Below are 18,649 nucleotides of genomic sequence, written 5' to 3'. Positions count from 1 at the left end.
TTTTATTATCTTACCATTTCAAACTCCAATGACCCTGGTTCTGGAATAGGTACTCTTTCAACAGCTGGTTGCGAAGTCATTGTTTTATTCCAATCGCCAACAGAGTATGTCTTATCCCCTTTTTGCACTCCTGTAAATACGCCATTCTTATCCATTGTTATAGTAAAATTGTTACTCATCATTGGTTTACTGCCATCCCCTGGTAAACTGGTGTAAGGATTCCCTACTGCAGGACTAACACCTATCATCAATTGATTCCCAGCTGTATCACCAATCATTGTCTCTGCTGAAGGAAATCCATCTCCTGTTTGAGTAACGTTAACTCCTAAAGTTCCTGAATTTTTATTCTCTGTTAAACTAAAATTAGTTTTAACATCAATATCAGGAGAACCTGGAACTAATGGATTGTGCCCCGCCATCGTAGATGTCCAAGAAGTTGTAGTACTTCCATCTTTATTTGAGCTATATACCGCATTTGTAATTGTACCACGGTCATCTGTCGCTGTTGCAGAGCCAAGCAAAAAATGAGTAGAAGGACTGGAAGTAGCTCCATAATTAGTGTAAGTATGATTATCAGTATTCATTACATAACCGTGTGATAATCTAGACGTAACAGATTGTGAAGTAGAAAACCCTCTGTTATCACCTCCAAACCATCCTCCAAAAGACTCAAATGGAGCAAAAGAACGTGTAGTTACAGGGTATGGCCACATTCCATCTGGATCGATAAATCGAATAGGATTGTCTAGAGCATAAGTATAAGGCCCCCATCTTCTACCTAACTCACTCTTAGGATCTACCACACCCCATCTTCCCATATCCGGCATATAGAATCTTGCTCCATAATCATACATTCCAGTCTCCTGAAGCTCTTTCCCATTGTATTTATAGTTATAAGGCACTCCTGCAAAAGGGGCTGGGACAATAGGGCTCTCCTGATGTTTTAATCCAAAAGGATAATAATTGTTGACATCAATGATCTCACTCCCACCACTGCCATTACTTTTGTAGCTCACTCTTACATTTCCTAAATGATCCGTGTAATTGTAAATATACTTATTTTCAGTAAAATCATAATACCCTTCTGAGGTAGGTACAAATTTTAATGCAGGAATGGTATAAAGAGAGGCTGAAGTATCATATGCATGCCTGTTATCATACTGGAAACCATCCAGATAATTGGTTTCTATAGATCCGTTCATACTGTATGTTTTAGATACTTTGGTTCCATCTGCCCTATAGGTATAGCTGGTGTTGGAAATACCTATCAATCCTTCGTTAACTGAAATATAATTGGGAAGATTCAGACAATTATAAATGATCTTCATCTTTCTGTCAGGATGATCCGTCATATTCCCGTTGGGATTATACACCATGGTTCCCTGCAAAGCATTATATCCTGAACTGTTGTTAATAACTCCTGGAGGAAGGGTAATTTTGTCCAATACATTACTTTTGTCTCCATTCTGATAGTTATAGATCAGATCATCAATCTTCTCTGCTGTTGTTCCTCCGGCAGCAGGCCATGATAATCTCTTTAAGGTTTTAATATTCCCATTGAGATCATAGCTCAGCTCTTCATTAAAATAGTTATTTTGGGCTAAAGAAGCATTGGGCTGGGAATAAGCTCCTTTCAACACCCTGTTTAAAGCATCATACTGGTAATTGTATCTTTTCAACCCCTCGGAACTGGAAATATTCCAATCAATCTCAGCAATATTCCCATTAAACCTTCCGGATGAAGTATTGGTATAAACAGGATTGTTATACTTCATCTCATAGCCAAATAATTTCCCGTTCAGATTAGCAGGATCATTGATTTTAGTCATCCAACCACGGATATTGTATTGGTAAGCAATGGTCTGTAATGGGGAGGCCGCAGCTATTCCTCCTACTTTCTTAGATTCCAGCTGGGAAAGTTCATTGTATTTGTTTTGAGCAATGTATTCAACTGGATTACTTCCTATCTGATGAGTCTGGGTCAGAAGCCTGTTCTGGGAATCATAGGTGAATTTTTCTACAATGATTTTTTCAGGGTCTGAACCCAGCCTTTTATGGTAAGTATTGGTCTGAAGGATAACCCCGGTATAGTCAAGCTTATTATTAATCACAGTATAGCCTCCAAGATAATTACGACTTCTTGATCCGATATTTCTTCCTTTGGTATCATACCAGATAAAATTCCTTGTCCAATTGTCATCTTCTATATTCTTTACATAAGAAGCTGTAAGAAATCCTTTAGTGGTTTGTGCATTAGCAGGATTATCTGTAAGAAGAGGTTGGGCAAAGACATTGGTTACCGCAGGGGAGCCTGTCGGATAAGTATCATAATAATTAACCGTTAACAGCGTAGTGACAGAACCAGGATAACTGGCAGAACCATTATCATAATATACTCCTACCCCGCTGTTGGTAAATCCTACGGTAGAGGACCTGGTTACATTATTACTCCCCTTAGCATCTGCTGATATTTGCTCTGCAGCTCTTCCTGCTGTACCATACACCTGGGTACTGGTATATAGGCCTGTGTATGCTGTTCTTCCGAACTGATCATACTTGGTAAAAAGCCACTGTTTTAATGCTCCCATGACAGCATCCTGGGTCATGATCAGCCTGTCCTGTTTGTCATACACCATATATTCCCAGCCTTTTCCGGGAAGTTTCTTTTCTACCAGACGGTTCCTTCCGTCATATTTATACTGGTAACATAAATCACTAAGTACGGTATTGGGATCTGCTTCTACGGAAGCTTTGGGAGGAATCACAAAAGCCAGCTGGTTATAATCATTGTAAACATAATAGGTATCTGCACTTTCTGTAGCACTGATTACTTTTCTGACCAATACCACCTGCCCCTGGCCGTTTTTAAACTCAATGGTTGAGTTGCCGTCTTCATCGGTGACTGTATTTTTATACAGCTGTCCTACTGCATAGGAACCGGATGGGATGAGTTGGGAAGTAAAAGTGGTATAGGTAAAAGTGGCTGTATATTTTTTAACCTCACCATCGACATTGGCGTCATATCCAAATTGTACGGGTTTGTTATCCCATGCAGTTCCAACTTGTTTCTGCTCCAGAATTCTGTCCAAAGGTGAGTTTTCCAAAACCTTTTCTGAATAGATCTTTTCATTGCCATAGGTGTTAGGATAAACACCCAAAGGTCCTGAATAATAATTCCCGTTACTTGTGGAAAGTTGGGGAACAGGAAGATAGTCTTTAACCTGTCTTCCGAAAGGGTCATATTCAATGTGGGTCACAACATCTTTTCCCAAAGGTGAAGCTTGTAAGTTGATAATCTGCTTGGGTCTTCCCAATCCGTCAAAATACTGTACCGTTTCTAAGGATTTGGTAGCAGCTGTTCCATTATAATCTAAATATGTTTTGGTCTGAATATAATTTTCATTGCTTGAAATCGTGGAAAGCTGGGCATAGGTTATATTAGATAAAAGCAAGGCTCCTATTGGTAATATGAGTTTTTTCATGATTGTGTTTAGTTTTTATAATTGTATTTCATCTCCTTCAACACTTTGCCATTCACATCAATCACTTTTTCAAGCCTGTTAGCCGAATCATAAACATAGCTTTCTCTGATTCCTGATGGTGAAGTGATACTTCTTACTCCTACTAAAGGATCATAAGTATAAGTAGTGGTCTGATAACCGGATAAAGCTGTATTACTCCTGAATGAACTCAATGCTGATAAAAATGCTGTCTCATCATTACCAGAAGCTGCTAGAGCATCTGTATCGGAGGCATTAACAATAGAATCAATTAAGGACTGCTGGATATCTGTTAATTTAGCTCCTTCTATCTTAGCAATCGGCTGAGTCTGATTATACCCCCAGATAATTACGGTAGAAATACCATCTTTCGTGGTATACTGCTGTAAGTTTCCTTTTAAATCATATTGGTCATAAGTAACTTCTGTAGAAGTAACATTTTGTAGATCTGTAGATAGGACAGAACTTGGGAGTAAGTTTAATGGGTTATCGTATTTTGTTTCTGTTTTTGAAATTGTTTTAGTGACGGCACCAATAGTCTGAGTTGTTTCACTCTCTAAAGGAATACCTATAATATTGGCTGTAATTAATTTTTGAATGTTTTTATCTAACGCATATTTATATTTTACTTCTTGGATACTTCCGTCAAATGAAGTCACTTTTTCTAAATTAGGTCTGTAATTATTCGTGTTATTAAAAATCACTTTCTTCGTTTCAGTAATACCTGAATTAAAATAATTACGGGAAGTAATAGTCTCATTTTTCATCCATGCTGTTTTTGTATAGGGAGTATTACTAATTCCGTTATTCATTAAAGGATAAGGTGGAGCGGGATAGTCTTCCATAATGTAATCTAACAAATCCTCCGATACTTTTTGACCAGTAATACTATAAATTTCTTTCTTTTCTAAAAGCCCCTCTCTTGTAAAATTATAATTGGGAATAATCCTATAGTTAGTTCCGGGATAAGGTGAAGGCTCAGAATATTCGGGATACGCGTCAGTTGCCTTAAAATAATAATTAGTATACCCCTCCGTACCTCCCGAAACTTTTACATTTTTATAAATTAGAACGGGATTAGCTGGACTAATACCATCTGATAAAAAACCTCCCCCTTCAAAATGACCACTTTCAACAGCAGGATTTTCAAACTTTTTATAAGAATATTCTTCCACCCGTGAAGGAACCGATAGAATATCATTATAGTATTTAATATTTTTTATTCTCGGAATTCCTCTACGGGATGATCTTATTTCAGTAACCACCGTAGAATCTCCAACTTTCTTTACAGCATCAAAAAATAATGGTTCTGGAAAGGCTGCGGGTGATGTACTGCTTAAAGCAGCATAGTATTCACCAGCCTTAAATTTTATTTCATTTTTTTCTGGATAATTAGAAGGATCATCTGAAAATGCATTTCCTAAACTATAAGGTGCTATTTGATAAGTGTTTCCTACTTTTTTATAAAAAATAAGAGACCACAGATAGCCGGATAAGCTTCCTACAGGGGACTCAATGGTTATTTTTTTATCTTCAGCCAGTGTAAAAAAATACTTTCGGGTTGAACCAAACTGGTTGAAGCCTACATTCCCAATGTTTTCTGTAGGAGCTGGAATTTCTTTATTTATCTGAACACTAAAATAGGGAATCATTTCAAAATTATACTCAATAACACCTCCCGTTGGTAAAGAGATAGTATTAAGTAATGTATTCCCATAGACATTCTCTCCCTCTTCCACAGGTGGATATATAGTCGGAATCTCCGTATTCCCTCCATACCCAAAATTTGTCTTCTCCAAAATAGTATTATTTATATCTACTTTACTGTAAGAGGTTAAAGTATTATTTACATCAAATATATATTTCGACACAAATTGATTATTGATTGTTTTTAATGTCATACTTTTTAGCCAAAACTGATCCCCTTTTTGGACATATTGTTTTTTCCCATATTCCATATCAATGATTCCCCTATCTTTAATTTCAATACGACTGAGCTTATTCAATTCTGATTCTGTAACTGTATTTCCTGTCCCAGTCACATACACCAAATCTCTGAAATAAGTAAATTTTGCAAGTTCCTGATTATTTTCATCTTCTATCGTCGTTAAGAAAAAAGCACTTCTATAGGCAAGCTTGCCATACATATCATTAAGCCAGTCAAAACTCCATCTCCACACCGATGCAGTAGATTTATTATAAGTTTCAAACTTATACTTGATTCCTGTATCACTAGTTATGGTAAAAGAATCAATAATCAAAGTGGATTGATTACTATTTCTTTGATAGGTAATTTTTGATGTAGTAGGGGTCAGTTTTAATAATTGAAAACTGTTATTCAAAGTATCTCTTACAAATTTAAACCTTCCCGATTCTCCTGGAATATTATAATTGTAAATATCATTAAAATCATTTTTGAAGTAAAAAGTTTTTGTGTTATCATCAAAAGATTCGTCAGGATCTTGGTAGTTATCTCTTGATATAACTCCCTGGCCCAATAGTGACCAGCCTGATCCTAAATCTCCAGACCATAAATCTTCGGTAACGTTCGCTGCATGGTAATTGATCATCAGGTTGATATTAACTGAGTTATTATTAGTCGGAACATTAACTAAATTATAGGATATTTTAGGAATTCCGGTTTGTACAGAAACAGGGATATTCGTATAGGTAGCTAATGACGAAATAGTAGGAACAGGATGTTCTACTCCTTTATTTAAGCTTCTTTCCTGCCCATAATAGGCTTGATAGCCTAAAAAGGCTATCAACAGTAAAAATATTTTCTTCATAATTATTCGTTTATTTCTTTATCAACTTAGCATTCGCCGTTTTGTTGTTATCAGTTTTTATAGTCACCAGATAAGCTCCCTGAACCAAAGCCTGAGTGTTAATCTTTGTCACTCTGTTCTTTGTTTTCAGATTTTGCAGTTGTCTTCCAGACATATCATACAACAGAATATCAGCATCTTTAAAATCAAAACCAATTTCTACGTAAGCATAATCAGATACAGGATTTGGATAAATCTTGATATCATATTTTTCGATTAACTGATCAACCTGCTTGTCTCCTAGTTTCACAATCTTCCAATTCTCTTTCCCAAGCTCTTCTGCACTGGTCCCAGCCAGAACAATTGAACCGTCTCTGTTGAGCTTTAAGTCAGATAGTCTCTCTTCCTTCTTTCTGGATTCTCCTTTGATATGCTTTCTCCACTGTTCATTACCATTATGATCTAGATACAACATCCAGAACGTTTCATCATCGGGTTGTATTCTTCCTTCAGCCTGAGTATAGCCTCCTAATAAAATTCCTTTGGAAGATTTATCATCTGCAGAATGAAGGACACTCATTCCCATCAGGATATCTCTGTTTTTGAAATTGTAGGATTTTTGCCACTGTTCATCGCCTCTTTCATTTAAAGAAATCAGCCAAAGGTCTGTTCCTTCTTCCAATCCAACCGTTTTGTTTCCTGATCTTTCCGATCTGGATTCTCCACCGATAACAAAGCCATTTAAAGTTAGTGCCAGCGTTCTGATATGATCATCTCCTTTGCCTCCAAAGTTCTTTTCCCATTCCACTTTTCCGTTTTTATCGAGCTTGGCAATCCAATAGTCACCTTCACCAAAGTTTTCAGTTTGTTTCGAGTTTCGCGATACGGGATTCGAATTTTGACCGTTTGACACAGAACCCGCATCTCGCATCTGAGACTTTTCAGATCCCGAAACACGAACCTCGGAACTTCTTGAATAAATTCCCAGTAAGGCTCCGCCATCTTTCGTTGGAATCATTTTCTCTACTTCGTCTAAACCTTTTCCGCCTAAAATTAATTGGGAGAGTTCTTTTCCATTCTTATCTAGTTTTGTGATCAAAACATCTTTTGAACCGTAACCTTTTGAAGAGTTTTGAACATTCCCTGCAACAAAGAATCCCAAATCGGTGGTCTGGATAACGGCTCTTGCTTCTTCGTCTGAAGAACTTCCGAGTGTTTTCTGCCACAATTCATCACCAAATTCATTGATTCTGATCAGCCAGATATCAGATCCTCCTTTAGAATCGTCTTTTTTATCTAAGCCTTTTCCTGAATAGGATGTTCCGGCTAATAGAAACCCTCCATCCTGTGTAGTAACAGTTGCTGACAGATAATCATGATTTTGTCCTGAGAAATATTTTTCCCAGACTTCATCTCCCTGTTGATTCAGTTTTACAAGATGAAAATCGTAACCGTTGTTTTGCTTATTTCCTGATGTTTGCTGCTTATTACTTTGGATAGAGCTTCCCGTTATAAGATACTGCTGATCGATTGTTGTAGTAACCTGACTAAGAAAATCCTGGGTAGAGGATTTGATGTCTTTCTGCCATACCACTTCCTGGGCAGAGATGCCCAAGACCGTGCATAAAGTGAATGCACCTATATAGAATTTTTTCATTCCAATGTTGTTTTCTGAGTTAGTAATTAGTTTCTTAAAACTTCGCGAATTTAACACTTTTTAAGACATGAAAATCACAAAGATGCGATTTAACATATATCTTACTATTTATTATTAAATCCACTTTATTTATATTGACATTTGTTTTATTTAAATGCAAAATTATTCACACACAACGACAAAACATGTCGTGTTAAAAACAAAAAACAGATAAACTCTAATCACAACATTCACTCTCAATTACGAAATTATATCATATAAAAGATGATATTTCTGATTGCTTCATAAGCATTAAACACAATCTGTATATCATATTTAACCAATTCATTATCAGATATTGACACGCTTAATTCTTATTGATATTTTTACTTCATGATGAGAAAAAGCTATTACCAGAAATTGGCATTTATGGTCACATTGCTGACTATTTTATTGGCCTATCAGAAATATACCAGCCGGGAAAAAGAACCTTTTCCTGATGTAAAGTTTATTACTAGTTCTTCAAATTCTGCGAAACTATCAGATTTTGATCCCAATACACTGGACAAAGAGCAATGGCAGAAACTTGGTTTTTCAGAAAAGCAGACTGCTACAATTCTTAAATATAAAGATATTGTAGGGGGAAAGTTTATGTCAAAAGAACAGTTGAAAAAATGTTACGCTATTTCTGACGAGAAATTCAGGGAGTTGGAATCATTCATTTTACTTCCTGAAATAACAGAGAATGGAAAACCAAAAGGATTCAATGCGTATGGAAAGAAAAAAATTACGATTTCAGGGAAATTCAATCCTGATCGGTTTTCTGCTAATGACTGGCTAAAAATGGGTTTCAGTGAAAGACAGGCAGAAGCTATTTTAAAATACAGAAATTATCTGGGAGGCAGCTTTATCAGCAAGGAGAAGTTTAAAGAATGTTTTATCATCTCTCCGGAAAATTACAGCAAGCTGGAGCCTTATTTACTTTTACCTGCAAAAACTCCTGAAACTTTTCAAAATTCAGCAAAGAACAGTACGGTTAAAACCAAAATCCAGTACCATTCTTTTGATCCTAATCAACTGGATCTGGAGGGCTGGAAAGCTTTTGGATTTTCAGAAAAGCAAGCCATTACCATCATTAATTACCGGGACAGAAATCTACGGGGAAGCTTTAAAAGCCTAGACGATCTGCAGAAATGTTTTGTGATTTCTGCTGAGAAATTTCAGGAAATGAAACCTTATATCAAACTCCAGGAAAAGCAGCAGGAAAAAACCGATTTTTCAAAAACAGATCTCAATAAAATTACTTTCAGACAACTTATAGAATTTGGACTGGATGAAAGAAGCGCGGGTTCTATTATCGGTTTCAGAAAAAAACTAGGGGGCTTTATCAATAAGCAACAGATTTTAAGTACATACAATATTGATCAAGATCTTGTTCAAAAGCTGATCTCAATTGCACCATTAAATTCCTCAGATGTACCCAGATATTCATTAGTGGATGCCCCCGAAGAATGGCTTAAAAATCATCCCTATTTCAAATATTCTGCAGACAAAATCATTTTCTACCGTATCAGTAATCCTGATGATAGAAAAATATGGAAACTTTTAAAACTGAAACCTGAGTATGAAGAAAGAATGAGATTATATGTAAAATAGCTTAAAACGATTCCAAAATATTATTTTTGGAATCGTTTCTGAAATATTACCCCGGATTTAATGATGCATATAACTGCTTGGTCCATTGGTGCCTTCAATGGATTCCGGCAATATTCCATAGCGGTTACGCAAATCGACTGTACCTAAGGTTTTTCCTGTGTTGATATCAATTACACTAATGGTTCCTGAGTTCAGATTAGGGAGATCCAACAGGTTATTTTGTACTGCTACCACTTCTTTTCCTGACTTGGTTTTAAAGAAAGCCATATGGTGTGCTCCTTTATCAGCATCAAAAGTCTTTAAAAGCTTTAATTGGGGAAGATTATTTATATCAAAGACAAGTACCTTTCCAGGATCTGCAAAACTCACATACAGTTTGTTTGAATCATCAATATACATTTCGAGTGCCCAGCCTAAACCTTTTGTGCTTCCGTCAAAGATCTTAGTAAAAGCATCATATTTTTTAGTGGCAGTATTGTATGGAGCAATCCAGATATCTCCGCCAAGCATTGTTGTAGCAAGTGCATACTGTGGAAACTTTCCGCGTAATAATAACACTTCCACAGGAGCAGATAAATCAGTTGGGGAGTCTGCTACCTGATAGGTTTCTTTTATTTCATAAGTGTTCAGATCTAATAAAGTACAGGTATTGCCCATTCCTGTAGTGAGGTCCGGATGAATGGTTGAGCTGACCATCATTAATCCTTTTTCTTCATTAATTGAAATACCATGCGGATACATTATAAACTTATTGGGATTAGCCTGAATTGGTGCTTTAATTGTTTTGATCAGTTGATTATTATTAGCATTAAAAACACCTATGCTGCCATCCTTAGGGCCTCCTGCCCCTCCCATAAAGGTCATAAAATACCTTCCGTCAGTTGTGAAAAATATATTTTCTCCTACCGTATTCTCACCAGTATCAATAGGCGTTGCATCAATTAATTTTGGCAGCCCATTTTGATCTTTTCCCGTTTTTATCTCATAGAGATAACTGCCACCCAAAGCAGTAGTGAACATTTTTTTTGCGTTTTGATTATAATAAATATGATGTGGTAATACACCAACACCCAATTCAAGCCTGCTGCTGATATTTCCAAAATTCGGGGCTTCAGGATCGAGTTCTATAACGGCAATTCCGTCTGGTAATCCTTTTAAGCTTCTGTAATCAATGTAAAAGGAAGAATCATGTGAATGATCCGGATCGTGCTCATTTAGACAACTGGTAAAAGTTATCAAAGTCACAAATAAAAGGGCTACAATAAATTTTAATTTCATGATTTTCAGGTTATAAGTGTTATTGTTATAAATATAATATATTTCTTGTGAAAAATAAAATATATTACACCAATATGTGAAAAATTATGAAATAAAAATAATTCATTAGTATTTCCAGCAATTGATACTGGGAAATAGAGGGAAACCGCTAAAGTATAGTATAAGTTTTAGTCGAATGTTTTACTGGAATCTGTAAGCATAGAATTCAGTGCATTCAGTTCATCATCTGTAAGATCTCTCCATTTTCCAATCGGGAGGTCTAGTTTGATGTTCATGATACGGATTCGCTTCAGTTTTTTGACTTCATATCCGAGATATTCGCACATTCTCCGGATTTGTCTGTTGAGTCCTTGAGTAAGAACAATTCTGAAATTCATATCATCAATCTTTTCTACCTCACATTTTTTGGTTACGGTATCCAGAATAGGAACTCCATTGCGCATTTTTTCCAAAAATCTCGGATTGATCGGTTTATCTACACGAACAATATATTCTTTTTCGTGATTATTACGGGCTCTCAGAATTTTATTAACGATATCACCATCACTTGTCAGTAAGATCAGTCCCTCACTTGGCTTATCTAATCTTCCGATAGGAAAAATCCTTTTCGGGTGGTTAATATAATCTACGATGTTATTTTTCTCACGTTTTGTATCCGTAGTACATACAATTCCTACCGGTTTATTAAAAACGATATATACCGGCTTCTCCTGAGGTTCTCTGATAGCTTTACCATCTACTTCCACAAGATCTTCATCGGAAACTTTTGTTCCCATCTCGGGAATTTTTCCGTTTATTTTGATCCTGCCCTCTTCCAAAAGCTTATCTGCTGCTCGTCTGGAACAGTATCCTACTTCTGATAAATATTTATTGATGCGCGTTTTTTCCATTAGTCTTTTCCGTAGCCGGTATAATTTTTATTGCTGAAAATTGTAATTCCATAGCTTAATCCTATGAAAAATCCATCAGCTCTATCTTTGAGTTTATGTGATTCAAAAACAATTCCTCCTTCCTGACTCAATCTTTTTGAATAAGAAACCTGCATTCCCAATCTGCCGCCCCAAAATTCAGTATCTGAAACAACGGAGTGATTAAGCTGCTTTCCATAATTAATATCAATGTAAAATGGTCTTTCTCCGGGAGAAAAAATGATCTTCGGCTGAATAACCCAATAAATCAGATGATAATTATCTTGTATAAAGCTATATTTGATTCCGGTTCCTAATGCAAAGTTAGGAAGAAAATTATATCCTCCAATAGTAGTAAAACCATAAGTCAGATTTCCTAATGAGGATCTGTTTTCAATATACTGCGAATTGTTGATCTGGTCTTTCTTCTTAATATTAAATCCGATATTAAGGGAAGGATTAAAATAAAAATCCATTTTTGATTTTCCAGATTCTGTATCCTGAGAAAATGTCTTAAAAAAAACGAAGACAAATATGAAAAAGGATAATTTTATTTTCATAGATTTTCAAATCTGTACTCGTTATTTAAAAACTGATCTGTAGCGTTTTCAATAGCATAGTCTCCGATTTTAGTACGTCTTAATTGAGTCAAATAGGCTCCTACTCCTAATTCCTGCCCTATATCGTGTGCAAGACTTCTGATATAGGTTCCTTTTGAACAGCCTACCATGAAACTTACTAAAGGAAAATCTATCTTAACATCTTTAATATAATGAATGGTGGTTTTTCTGGCCTTCATTTCCACTTCTTCCCCAGCCCTTGCTAGATTGTAAGCTCTTTCACCATCAATTTTAATGGCTGAATAAACGGGTGGTTTCTGTTCAATTTCTCCAACAAACTTTTCCAGTACCTCTTTTACCTGTTCTTCAGTAATATGAGAGATATCCTGATGAAGGATTTCCGGTTTCTCAGTATCGTAGGATTCTGTCTGTACTCCGATCTTAATCTCCGTCCAGTATTCTTTAGGAGCATCCTGGATTTCAGTAATTTTCTTGGTGAATTTTCCACAGCAGACAATCAGAAGCCCTGTTGCTCTGGGATCTAAAGTTCCTGCATGCCCGATTTTAAATTTTTTAGGAAGATCAAACTCCCTTTTAAGTTTATATTTCATTTTATTGACAGCCTGGAAGGAAGTCCAGTCCAAAGGCTTATCCAATAAAAAAATGTATCCTGATTTCAGTTCTTCAGCAGTCATGAATGGGTATAAATGAGTAATTTCTTATTTAAAGAAATAAAAATAAATCAATAGAGCAACTCCAACAAAAATACGGTACCAGCCCCAAGGTTTAAATCCGTATTTATTAAGCACTCCAATGAATGCTTTGATAGCGATAAGTGCTACGATAAACGCGACAACATTTCCTACCACAAAGATCATAATGTGGTCCTGTGACGCCATAATCATTTCATATCCTTTCTGCGGATTTGCCGTTTCTTTTCCCCAGGTTTTAACAAAAACTGAATATACCGTTACTGCCAGCATGGTAGGTACAGCAAGGAAGAAAGAGAATTCTGCAGCAGCTTTTCTGGTAAGCCCCTGTGTCATTCCTCCAATGATAGAAGCCGCACTACGGCTTGTTCCGGGCATCATCGCAAGACATTGCCAGAAACCAATGGTTACTGCTTTTCTTATGGTAATTCCTTTTTCGTCGTCTATTTTAGGGTTTTTAAACCATTTGTCAGCAAACAGTAAAACAACACCTCCTAAAACCAACACTGAAGAAATAGCGATCTGATTCCCCAGCACAGCTTCAATTTTATCATCAAATAAATATCCTAAAACCAGCGCCGGAACTACAGCAAAAGCAAGTTTAAAATAGAACTGAATATTGTTTAAGTCAAAAAACTTTTTCCAGTAGGCCACTACCACTGATAAAATAGCTCCAAACTGAATGGATACCTGAAACATTTTTAAAAATTCTGTTTCTTCAAGACCCATAAGGTTGGCCGTAAATCCCATGTGTGCGGTAGAAGAAATCGGAAGATATTCCGTTAACCCTTCTACAATGGCAATAATAATTGCTTTGATTAAATCCATATTCTTTTAAAAAATTAAAAGATTAAGAGATCCGGAAATTCAGAATGCATCACTCTCAATTTCTTAATCTCTTAATCTCAAAATATAAAAATTTATTTATTTTCTTTTTAAGATAGCGTATACTTCTATTACAAATCCTATAACAACAAACAGAGGTGCTATTCTGATTCTTCTGATAGAAAAGATATCATCATTCCATGAGTTCGGGTCAAATTTACCATCTACCGTATTGGCGTCCGGGCCCATCATCAATAGAAATCCTACGACAATAAATGCCAGTCCTATCAGCATCCACTTGAAATTCTGCGGTCCGAAATAGAAAGCGTTTTGCTGTGGTACTTCAGCTTCATGTCCAAAGTCTGAAGCGGAAAATTTATTTGTTTTTTTGCTCATTGTTAAGAGTAATATAAATCGTCAACGTTTGATTTTAAGAACCTCCATGTAGCGAAAATTGTACTTAAGACAGAGATAAAAACTCCTACTCCCAATACCAAGATTACTAACCAGAAATACTGGTTGTTGTCCTGTACGAAAGCAGAACCAATCTGGCTTGTGAAATAATACCAGACACCACCTAAAGCTATAAGACCAATTACAGAGCCAATAGCTCCTAAAATGATGGCTTCTATGATGAAAGGCTTAAGGATGAATCTTCTTTTCGCTCCTACCAGCTGCATTGTTTTAATAATAAATCTCTTTGAAAATATTTTCAGACGGATAGAGTTGTTGATCAATACAACAGCCAATACCAGGAACAGAATTGAAAATCCGAAGATCCACTTTAAGATCCTGCTCAGGTTATTGTAAACATCTACCATCAGGGTACTGTCGTTCTTAACATCGATAATTCCTGGAACTGATTTGATCTCTTTAATAGCCTCATCAATTTTTGCCGGATCTACGAATTCAGGTTTTAAAGCAACTTCAATAGAAGATGGGAAGATATTTTCTTCAAACAATGCATCACTGTCAATTCCCATACTTTTCTTGGCTTCTTTTGCAGCCATGTCTCTTGAAATATAGGTTGCTTTTTTTACCGGAGCTAGTGTCTGTACCTTTTTAAAAGTTTCTTCCTCCAGTTTTGCAATTTTTACAGAATCTTTAGCATCATAATTTTCATCAAAGTAGGCGTTCACCACCAACTGTTCTTTGATATAGTCAGAATACTTCTGGGCATTAATTAAAATAAGCCCCATTAATCCTAACAAAAATAACACTAAGGCAATACTTATCACTACTGTAATATTGCTGGACCGAAGCCTTTTCTTATTAAATTCATCTACAGATTTAGCCATTAATATTAAAATTTTTGGCTAAAATAGAAAAAAACTTCCGAAATTTGGGACGAAATAAAGAAAATCATTGTTAATAAAATCATAAAAAACCTTGAGTGTAAAAGCAAAAAAACATCTTGGACAGCACTTCCTGACAGATGAAAACATCGCAAGAAAAATTGTAGAAGGTCTTAGTTTTGAGAACTATAATAACATCATGGAAGTAGGTCCCGGAATGGGAGTTCTTACCAAATATCTTCTTGAAAAAGATCAGAACATTTACCTTGCAGAGATCGATACAGAGTCTATCGAATACCTGAAAAAAAATTATACAAAGGTTACTGAAGAGACTTTTGTGGGAGATTTCCTGAAACAGGACTTCAGTTTTATCAAAGATGATCAGATTGCCATCATTGGTAATTTCCCCTATAATATCTCTTCTCAGATCCTGTTTCAGATTGTAGATCATTATCAACTGATTCCGGAAATGGTAGGAATGTTTCAGAAAGAAGTGGCTGAGAGAACGGCAGCCGTTCCGAGAACTAAAGATTACGGTATTCTTTCTGTTCTGATACAGGCTTATTATGATGTATCCTATATGTTTACAGTACATGAAAATGTCTTCAATCCGCCACCAAAAGTAAAATCCGGAGTCATCCGTCTTACAAGAAATCCAAAGGAAGGTCTTGCAGGCAATGAAATTCTTTTTAAGCAGATTGTAAAAACAGGATTCAACCAGAGAAGAAAAAAATTGTCTAATGCATTGAAATCCTTAAATATTCCAGAAGCTTTAAAAGGCCATGAGTTTTTGGATAAGAGAGCGGAAGAACTCAGTGTTGCAGATTTTATACACTTCGCTAATCTCTGGAAAGAAAATCAATAAACTTCAATAATAAAGCTCCTGTTAAAGGAGCTTTTTTGTTGGATTAAGTGATCGTAAACTTTACACCTAAAAAGCAGAAAGCCTTTCAAAATAAATCTGAAAGGCTTTCTTTTATATTACATTATCAATTCTAGTTTCTGTTTTTCAGCATGATCCATCCTGACCAGTTCATCTGAGCTTTTGATTTCGGATACTCAAAGTTGAACTTATACCAGTATGTTGCTGTAGGAAGTCTCTTACCTCCAACTGTTCCGTCCCAGATAGGTTTTTCTTTTGAGAATCTGAACATTTCCACTCCATATCTGTCATACACAGAACCTGTAAAGTTTTTAAAGTCTCCAAGAGCTTTAAGATCCAGTACGTCATTGATTCCGTCTTCGTTCGGAGTAATAATGTTGTTGATCTGCAGGGTAAAGAATTCAAGAGATCCTACGCAATGCGTCCCTACTCTTCTTACCAAAACAGTATAATTTGTATTGTCTAAAAGATTGCTAAATACGTTTGAATCCTGCCAGGTGATTCCGTTGTCAATAGAATATTCCAAAGTACTTGGCAAATTGTTCATCGGAGGGTTTTCAGCCGTGATCGTTACTGTTTTCTTGATGCTTTCATAGTTTAATCCAGTCACAAAAGGCGTAGCTGCACCCAATACTTTAGCTTCGAAAACTTTCTTACAAATTCCGTTATCAACTTCTACGGAATAGATACCCCATTGGTCTACATCAATTTTCTGTGTTGTTGCCCCTGTACTCCAAAGGTATTTAAAGCCTTGTCCTGCACCTGCATCAAGAGTCACTTTATCACCGACACACATTTCAACATCTTTTAATGGTGAAGTGATTTCCGGAGTAACTTCGATTCTTATTGTTGCCGGATTAAGAGATTTACAACCTTTTGTTCCAATGGCATATACTGTAAATGTTGTTGTCTGATATAAAGTAACAGTCTGCGTATCTCCTGTTCCCATGAAGTTGCTCCATTGGTAAGTATCTCCTCCTTCAGCAGTAAGGGTTACAGATTCTCCCGGACAGATTTTTATTCTGGAAGCTTTTACTTTAGCGGTTGGGGTTACTTCTTTCAGTAATTTCAATTCAACCATTTTACTACAGAAACCACCATTGGAAACTACAACATACAGAATCTGACCGTCGTTACCGTTATAGTTTAATGGAGTCTGAATATAATTACCGTTCTGTGCAATTGCATCCGCCTGATTTACGTAGAACTTAAAAATTGCTCCTGGTGTCGGGCTGATGGTAGAGGTAATTGTGCTTAAATCAAAAGTCGTAATATCCGGTGTGGTACAAAGCAGTAATGTAGCATCCTGAGCCTGCGGAGTTGTTCCTCCATGAATCTGAATACTAGCTTTACCCGGACATGGATTCCCCGGAACACTTACTTCGATGGTATAAGTACCTGGCTGTACAGCCGTAATTGTATTGGTTGTAGCATTAGGAACAGGTGCCCCATTATAATACCACTGATATACAAGGTTAGGATCATTTACAGAAGCAGTAATTACCTGAGGTACATTATCACAAACGTTAATATCAGAAGGCAATTTTGTTCCTGCAGGGTCTAAAAGGTCTACTCCAATATTGAAAGATCCTCCTTCCAGAAATACTGCAGAGTCATAACTGTGGTCACTATAATCGGCAATTACCATTTTGAAGTGATATTGCTGTCCTGCTACTACGGTTGCTGTAGCAGTTAATGGAATTGTTCTTCCATTAAAGTTGGTTTCAACGTTACCTGTGTTGTAACCGGCAAAATATTGTTCATTTACCGCTCCACAGCTGCCTGGTACTGCAGGGTGGATATTCGTAATACTTACAGGTCCGGCACCTCCGGGAAGTACAGCCATATTCACATAAGGTCCGCCCGAAGTAGGTCTCAATAAGATCGCAAATGCATCTGCAAAAGTACAAGGGAATGAACCTGTGTATTCTTCGGATGCAATCAGATAGTTAAATTTAATTTGACTTGTTGTTGGAACGAAGTCAAATTCCAAAAGAACAGCATCATTCAATCTGCTTTCCACTACTCCGATCACCTGTGCAAGATCAGCATCTGAACCTCCACCGTTGACATCACTCAGTCCTCCTTCAAAAGTGTTACCTGCTCTTCTTGCATACCCTGTAGAAAGAATAAGCCCGTCTTTAAAAGGAAAATTGGTTGTTGCCTTATGAAAATATCCCCATGCTCTGTCTGCATTACTTGCAGCATGATTAGGAGTGATCTTCACATTACTTACATTGGGAGTAAGGCAGGTATTGGTCCCGGATGAGATCAATACATCTTTAACCATTTTTTCAATAGTGTAAGCAGTTTCAGGATACTGCGGAGCATTAACGTCAATAAAAACACCTGCTCTTCTGGAGGCTGCTGTAGGAATTTCCTTTACGTGTTTCCTGGGCGGTAGATCTTGTGAAAATAAAAAAGTCGAGATGACTAAAAAAAATAAACAAAGCGGTAGATATCTTCTCATAATATTTTTGTTTCAACAAATTTAATTTTTTTTTAAATATCTCACATACATATTTGTATTTTTTACCATAAAAAAACAATATATGAACCTTTTAAAGTAAATTTTCGTTAATCAATCCCTATTCGTACAAACCATAAACAATGTGGTAGCATCGTGTTAT

Annotated in this window: 13 protein-coding genes; 2 read left to right on the top strand and 11 right to left on the bottom strand. The window is 36.3% G+C overall.

Features of this window, described 5'->3' with window-relative positions; translation table 11 throughout:
* Positions 1-5 precede the first annotated feature (5 nt).
* From DYR29_RS22085 to DYR29_RS22075, 3 genes are read right to left on the bottom strand one after another with little or no spacing between them, the layout of a single operon-like run.
* Positions 6-3,482, bottom strand: coding sequence for a DUF6443 domain-containing protein (locus DYR29_RS22085; protein WP_213278552.1), 3,477 nt, complete (start codon positions 3,480-3,482; stop codon positions 6-8).
* 8 nt (positions 3,483-3,490) lie between these two features.
* Positions 3,491-6,289, bottom strand: coding sequence for a hypothetical protein (locus DYR29_RS22080; protein ID WP_213278551.1), 2,799 nt, complete (start codon positions 6,287-6,289; stop codon positions 3,491-3,493).
* 10 nt (positions 6,290-6,299) lie between these two features.
* A complete protein-coding gene (locus DYR29_RS22075; RefSeq protein WP_213278550.1) occupies positions 6,300-7,925 on the bottom strand; it encodes a T9SS type A sorting domain-containing protein in 1,626 nt (541 codons plus the stop codon).
* Positions 7,926-8,297: 372 nt separating this feature from the next.
* On the opposite strand from DYR29_RS22075, the gene DYR29_RS22070 reads away from it, so the two are divergent.
* Complete coding sequence (locus DYR29_RS22070) at positions 8,298-9,560, top strand: helix-hairpin-helix domain-containing protein (RefSeq protein ID WP_213278549.1); 1,263 nt, start codon at positions 8,298-8,300, stop codon at positions 9,558-9,560.
* 57 nt (positions 9,561-9,617) lie between these two features.
* Here the strand turns inward: DYR29_RS22070 and DYR29_RS22065 are convergent, their stop codons facing one another.
* The 7 genes from DYR29_RS22065 to DYR29_RS22035 all read right to left on the bottom strand — a co-directional run bounded on the left by DYR29_RS22065 (position 9,618) and on the right by DYR29_RS22035 (position 15,139).
* On the bottom strand, positions 9,618-10,838 hold the full coding sequence (locus tag DYR29_RS22065) for a YncE family protein (protein WP_213278548.1): 1,221 nt from the start codon (positions 10,836-10,838) through the stop codon (positions 9,618-9,620).
* A gap of 167 nt (positions 10,839-11,005) precedes the next feature.
* A complete protein-coding gene (gene rluF, locus DYR29_RS22060) occupies positions 11,006-11,728 on the bottom strand; it encodes a 23S rRNA pseudouridine(2604) synthase RluF (RefSeq protein WP_213278547.1) in 723 nt (240 codons plus the stop codon).
* Positions 11,728-12,222 (bottom strand): hypothetical protein, encoded by a 495-nt coding sequence (locus DYR29_RS22055; RefSeq protein WP_213278546.1) that lies wholly within the window; start codon positions 12,220-12,222, stop codon positions 11,728-11,730. The genes rluF and DYR29_RS22055 overlap by 1 nt, the downstream gene beginning before the upstream one ends.
* An 80-nt stretch (positions 12,223-12,302) precedes the next feature.
* Positions 12,303-13,001, bottom strand: coding sequence for a tRNA pseudouridine(55) synthase TruB (truB, locus tag DYR29_RS22050; protein ID WP_213278545.1), 699 nt, complete (start codon positions 12,999-13,001; stop codon positions 12,303-12,305).
* A gap of 24 nt (positions 13,002-13,025) precedes the next feature.
* Entirely contained in the window at positions 13,026-13,844 is an 819-nt protein-coding gene (locus DYR29_RS22045; protein ID WP_047423636.1) for an undecaprenyl-diphosphate phosphatase, read from the bottom strand.
* Between the two features lie 96 nt (positions 13,845-13,940).
* Positions 13,941-14,237 (bottom strand): DUF3098 domain-containing protein, encoded by a 297-nt coding sequence (locus DYR29_RS22040; protein ID WP_142719366.1) that lies wholly within the window; start codon positions 14,235-14,237, stop codon positions 13,941-13,943.
* Positions 14,238-14,239: 2 nt separating this feature from the next.
* Entirely contained in the window at positions 14,240-15,139 is a 900-nt protein-coding gene (locus DYR29_RS22035) for a cell division protein FtsX (protein ID WP_047423638.1), read from the bottom strand.
* 91 nt (positions 15,140-15,230) lie between these two features.
* Here DYR29_RS22035 and rsmA point away from each other — a divergent pair, with 91 nt between their 5' ends.
* Entirely contained in the window at positions 15,231-16,001 is a 771-nt protein-coding gene (gene rsmA / locus DYR29_RS22030) for a 16S rRNA (adenine(1518)-N(6)/adenine(1519)-N(6))-dimethyltransferase RsmA (RefSeq protein ID WP_213278544.1), read from the top strand.
* Positions 16,002-16,131: 130 nt separating this feature from the next.
* On the opposite strand, the gene DYR29_RS22025 is transcribed toward rsmA, so the two are convergent.
* Complete coding sequence (locus DYR29_RS22025) at positions 16,132-18,489, bottom strand: choice-of-anchor L domain-containing protein (RefSeq protein ID WP_213278543.1); 2,358 nt, start codon at positions 18,487-18,489, stop codon at positions 16,132-16,134.
* Positions 18,490-18,649: the final 160 nt, after the last annotated feature.

This window comes from Chryseobacterium indologenes (genome assembly GCF_018362995.1).
Classification (GTDB): Bacteria; Bacteroidota; Bacteroidia; order Flavobacteriales; family Weeksellaceae; genus Chryseobacterium; species Chryseobacterium indologenes_G.
The sequence above is the reverse complement of the archived record's forward strand: the minus strand, read 5'-3'. Positions and strand labels throughout refer to the sequence as shown.

What these genes read in the sequence shown, in the direction of transcription:
- DYR29_RS22085 (WP_213278552.1), bottom strand. Translation starts at nt 3,482, where the DNA reads ATGAAAAAACTCATATTACCAATAGGAGCCTTGCTTTTATCTAATATA.
- DYR29_RS22080 (WP_213278551.1), bottom strand. Translation starts at nt 6,289, where the DNA reads ATGAAGAAAATATTTTTACTGTTGATAGCCTTTTTAGGCTATCAAGCC.
- DYR29_RS22075 (WP_213278550.1), bottom strand. Translation starts at nt 7,925, where the DNA reads ATGAAAAAATTCTATATAGGTGCATTCACTTTATGCACGGTCTTGGGC.
- DYR29_RS22070 (WP_213278549.1), top strand. Translation starts at nt 8,298, where the DNA reads ATGATGAGAAAAAGCTATTACCAGAAATTGGCATTTATGGTCACATTG.
- DYR29_RS22065 (WP_213278548.1), bottom strand. Translation starts at nt 10,838, where the DNA reads ATGAAATTAAAATTTATTGTAGCCCTTTTATTTGTGACTTTGATAACT.
- rluF (WP_213278547.1), bottom strand. Translation starts at nt 11,728, where the DNA reads ATGGAAAAAACGCGCATCAATAAATATTTATCAGAAGTAGGATACTGT.
- DYR29_RS22055 (WP_213278546.1), bottom strand. Translation starts at nt 12,222, where the DNA reads ATGGATTTTTATTTTAATCCTTCCCTTAATATCGGATTTAATATTAAG.
- truB (WP_213278545.1), bottom strand. Translation starts at nt 13,001, where the DNA reads ATGACTGCTGAAGAACTGAAATCAGGATACATTTTTTTATTGGATAAG.
- DYR29_RS22045 (WP_047423636.1), bottom strand. Translation starts at nt 13,844, where the DNA reads ATGGATTTAATCAAAGCAATTATTATTGCCATTGTAGAAGGGTTAACG.
- DYR29_RS22040 (WP_142719366.1), bottom strand. Translation starts at nt 14,237, where the DNA reads ATGAGCAAAAAAACAAATAAATTTTCCGCTTCAGACTTTGGACATGAA.
- DYR29_RS22035 (WP_047423638.1), bottom strand. Translation starts at nt 15,139, where the DNA reads ATGGCTAAATCTGTAGATGAATTTAATAAGAAAAGGCTTCGGTCCAGC.
- DYR29_RS22025 (WP_213278543.1), bottom strand. Translation starts at nt 18,489, where the DNA reads ATGAGAAGATATCTACCGCTTTGTTTATTTTTTTTAGTCATCTCGACT.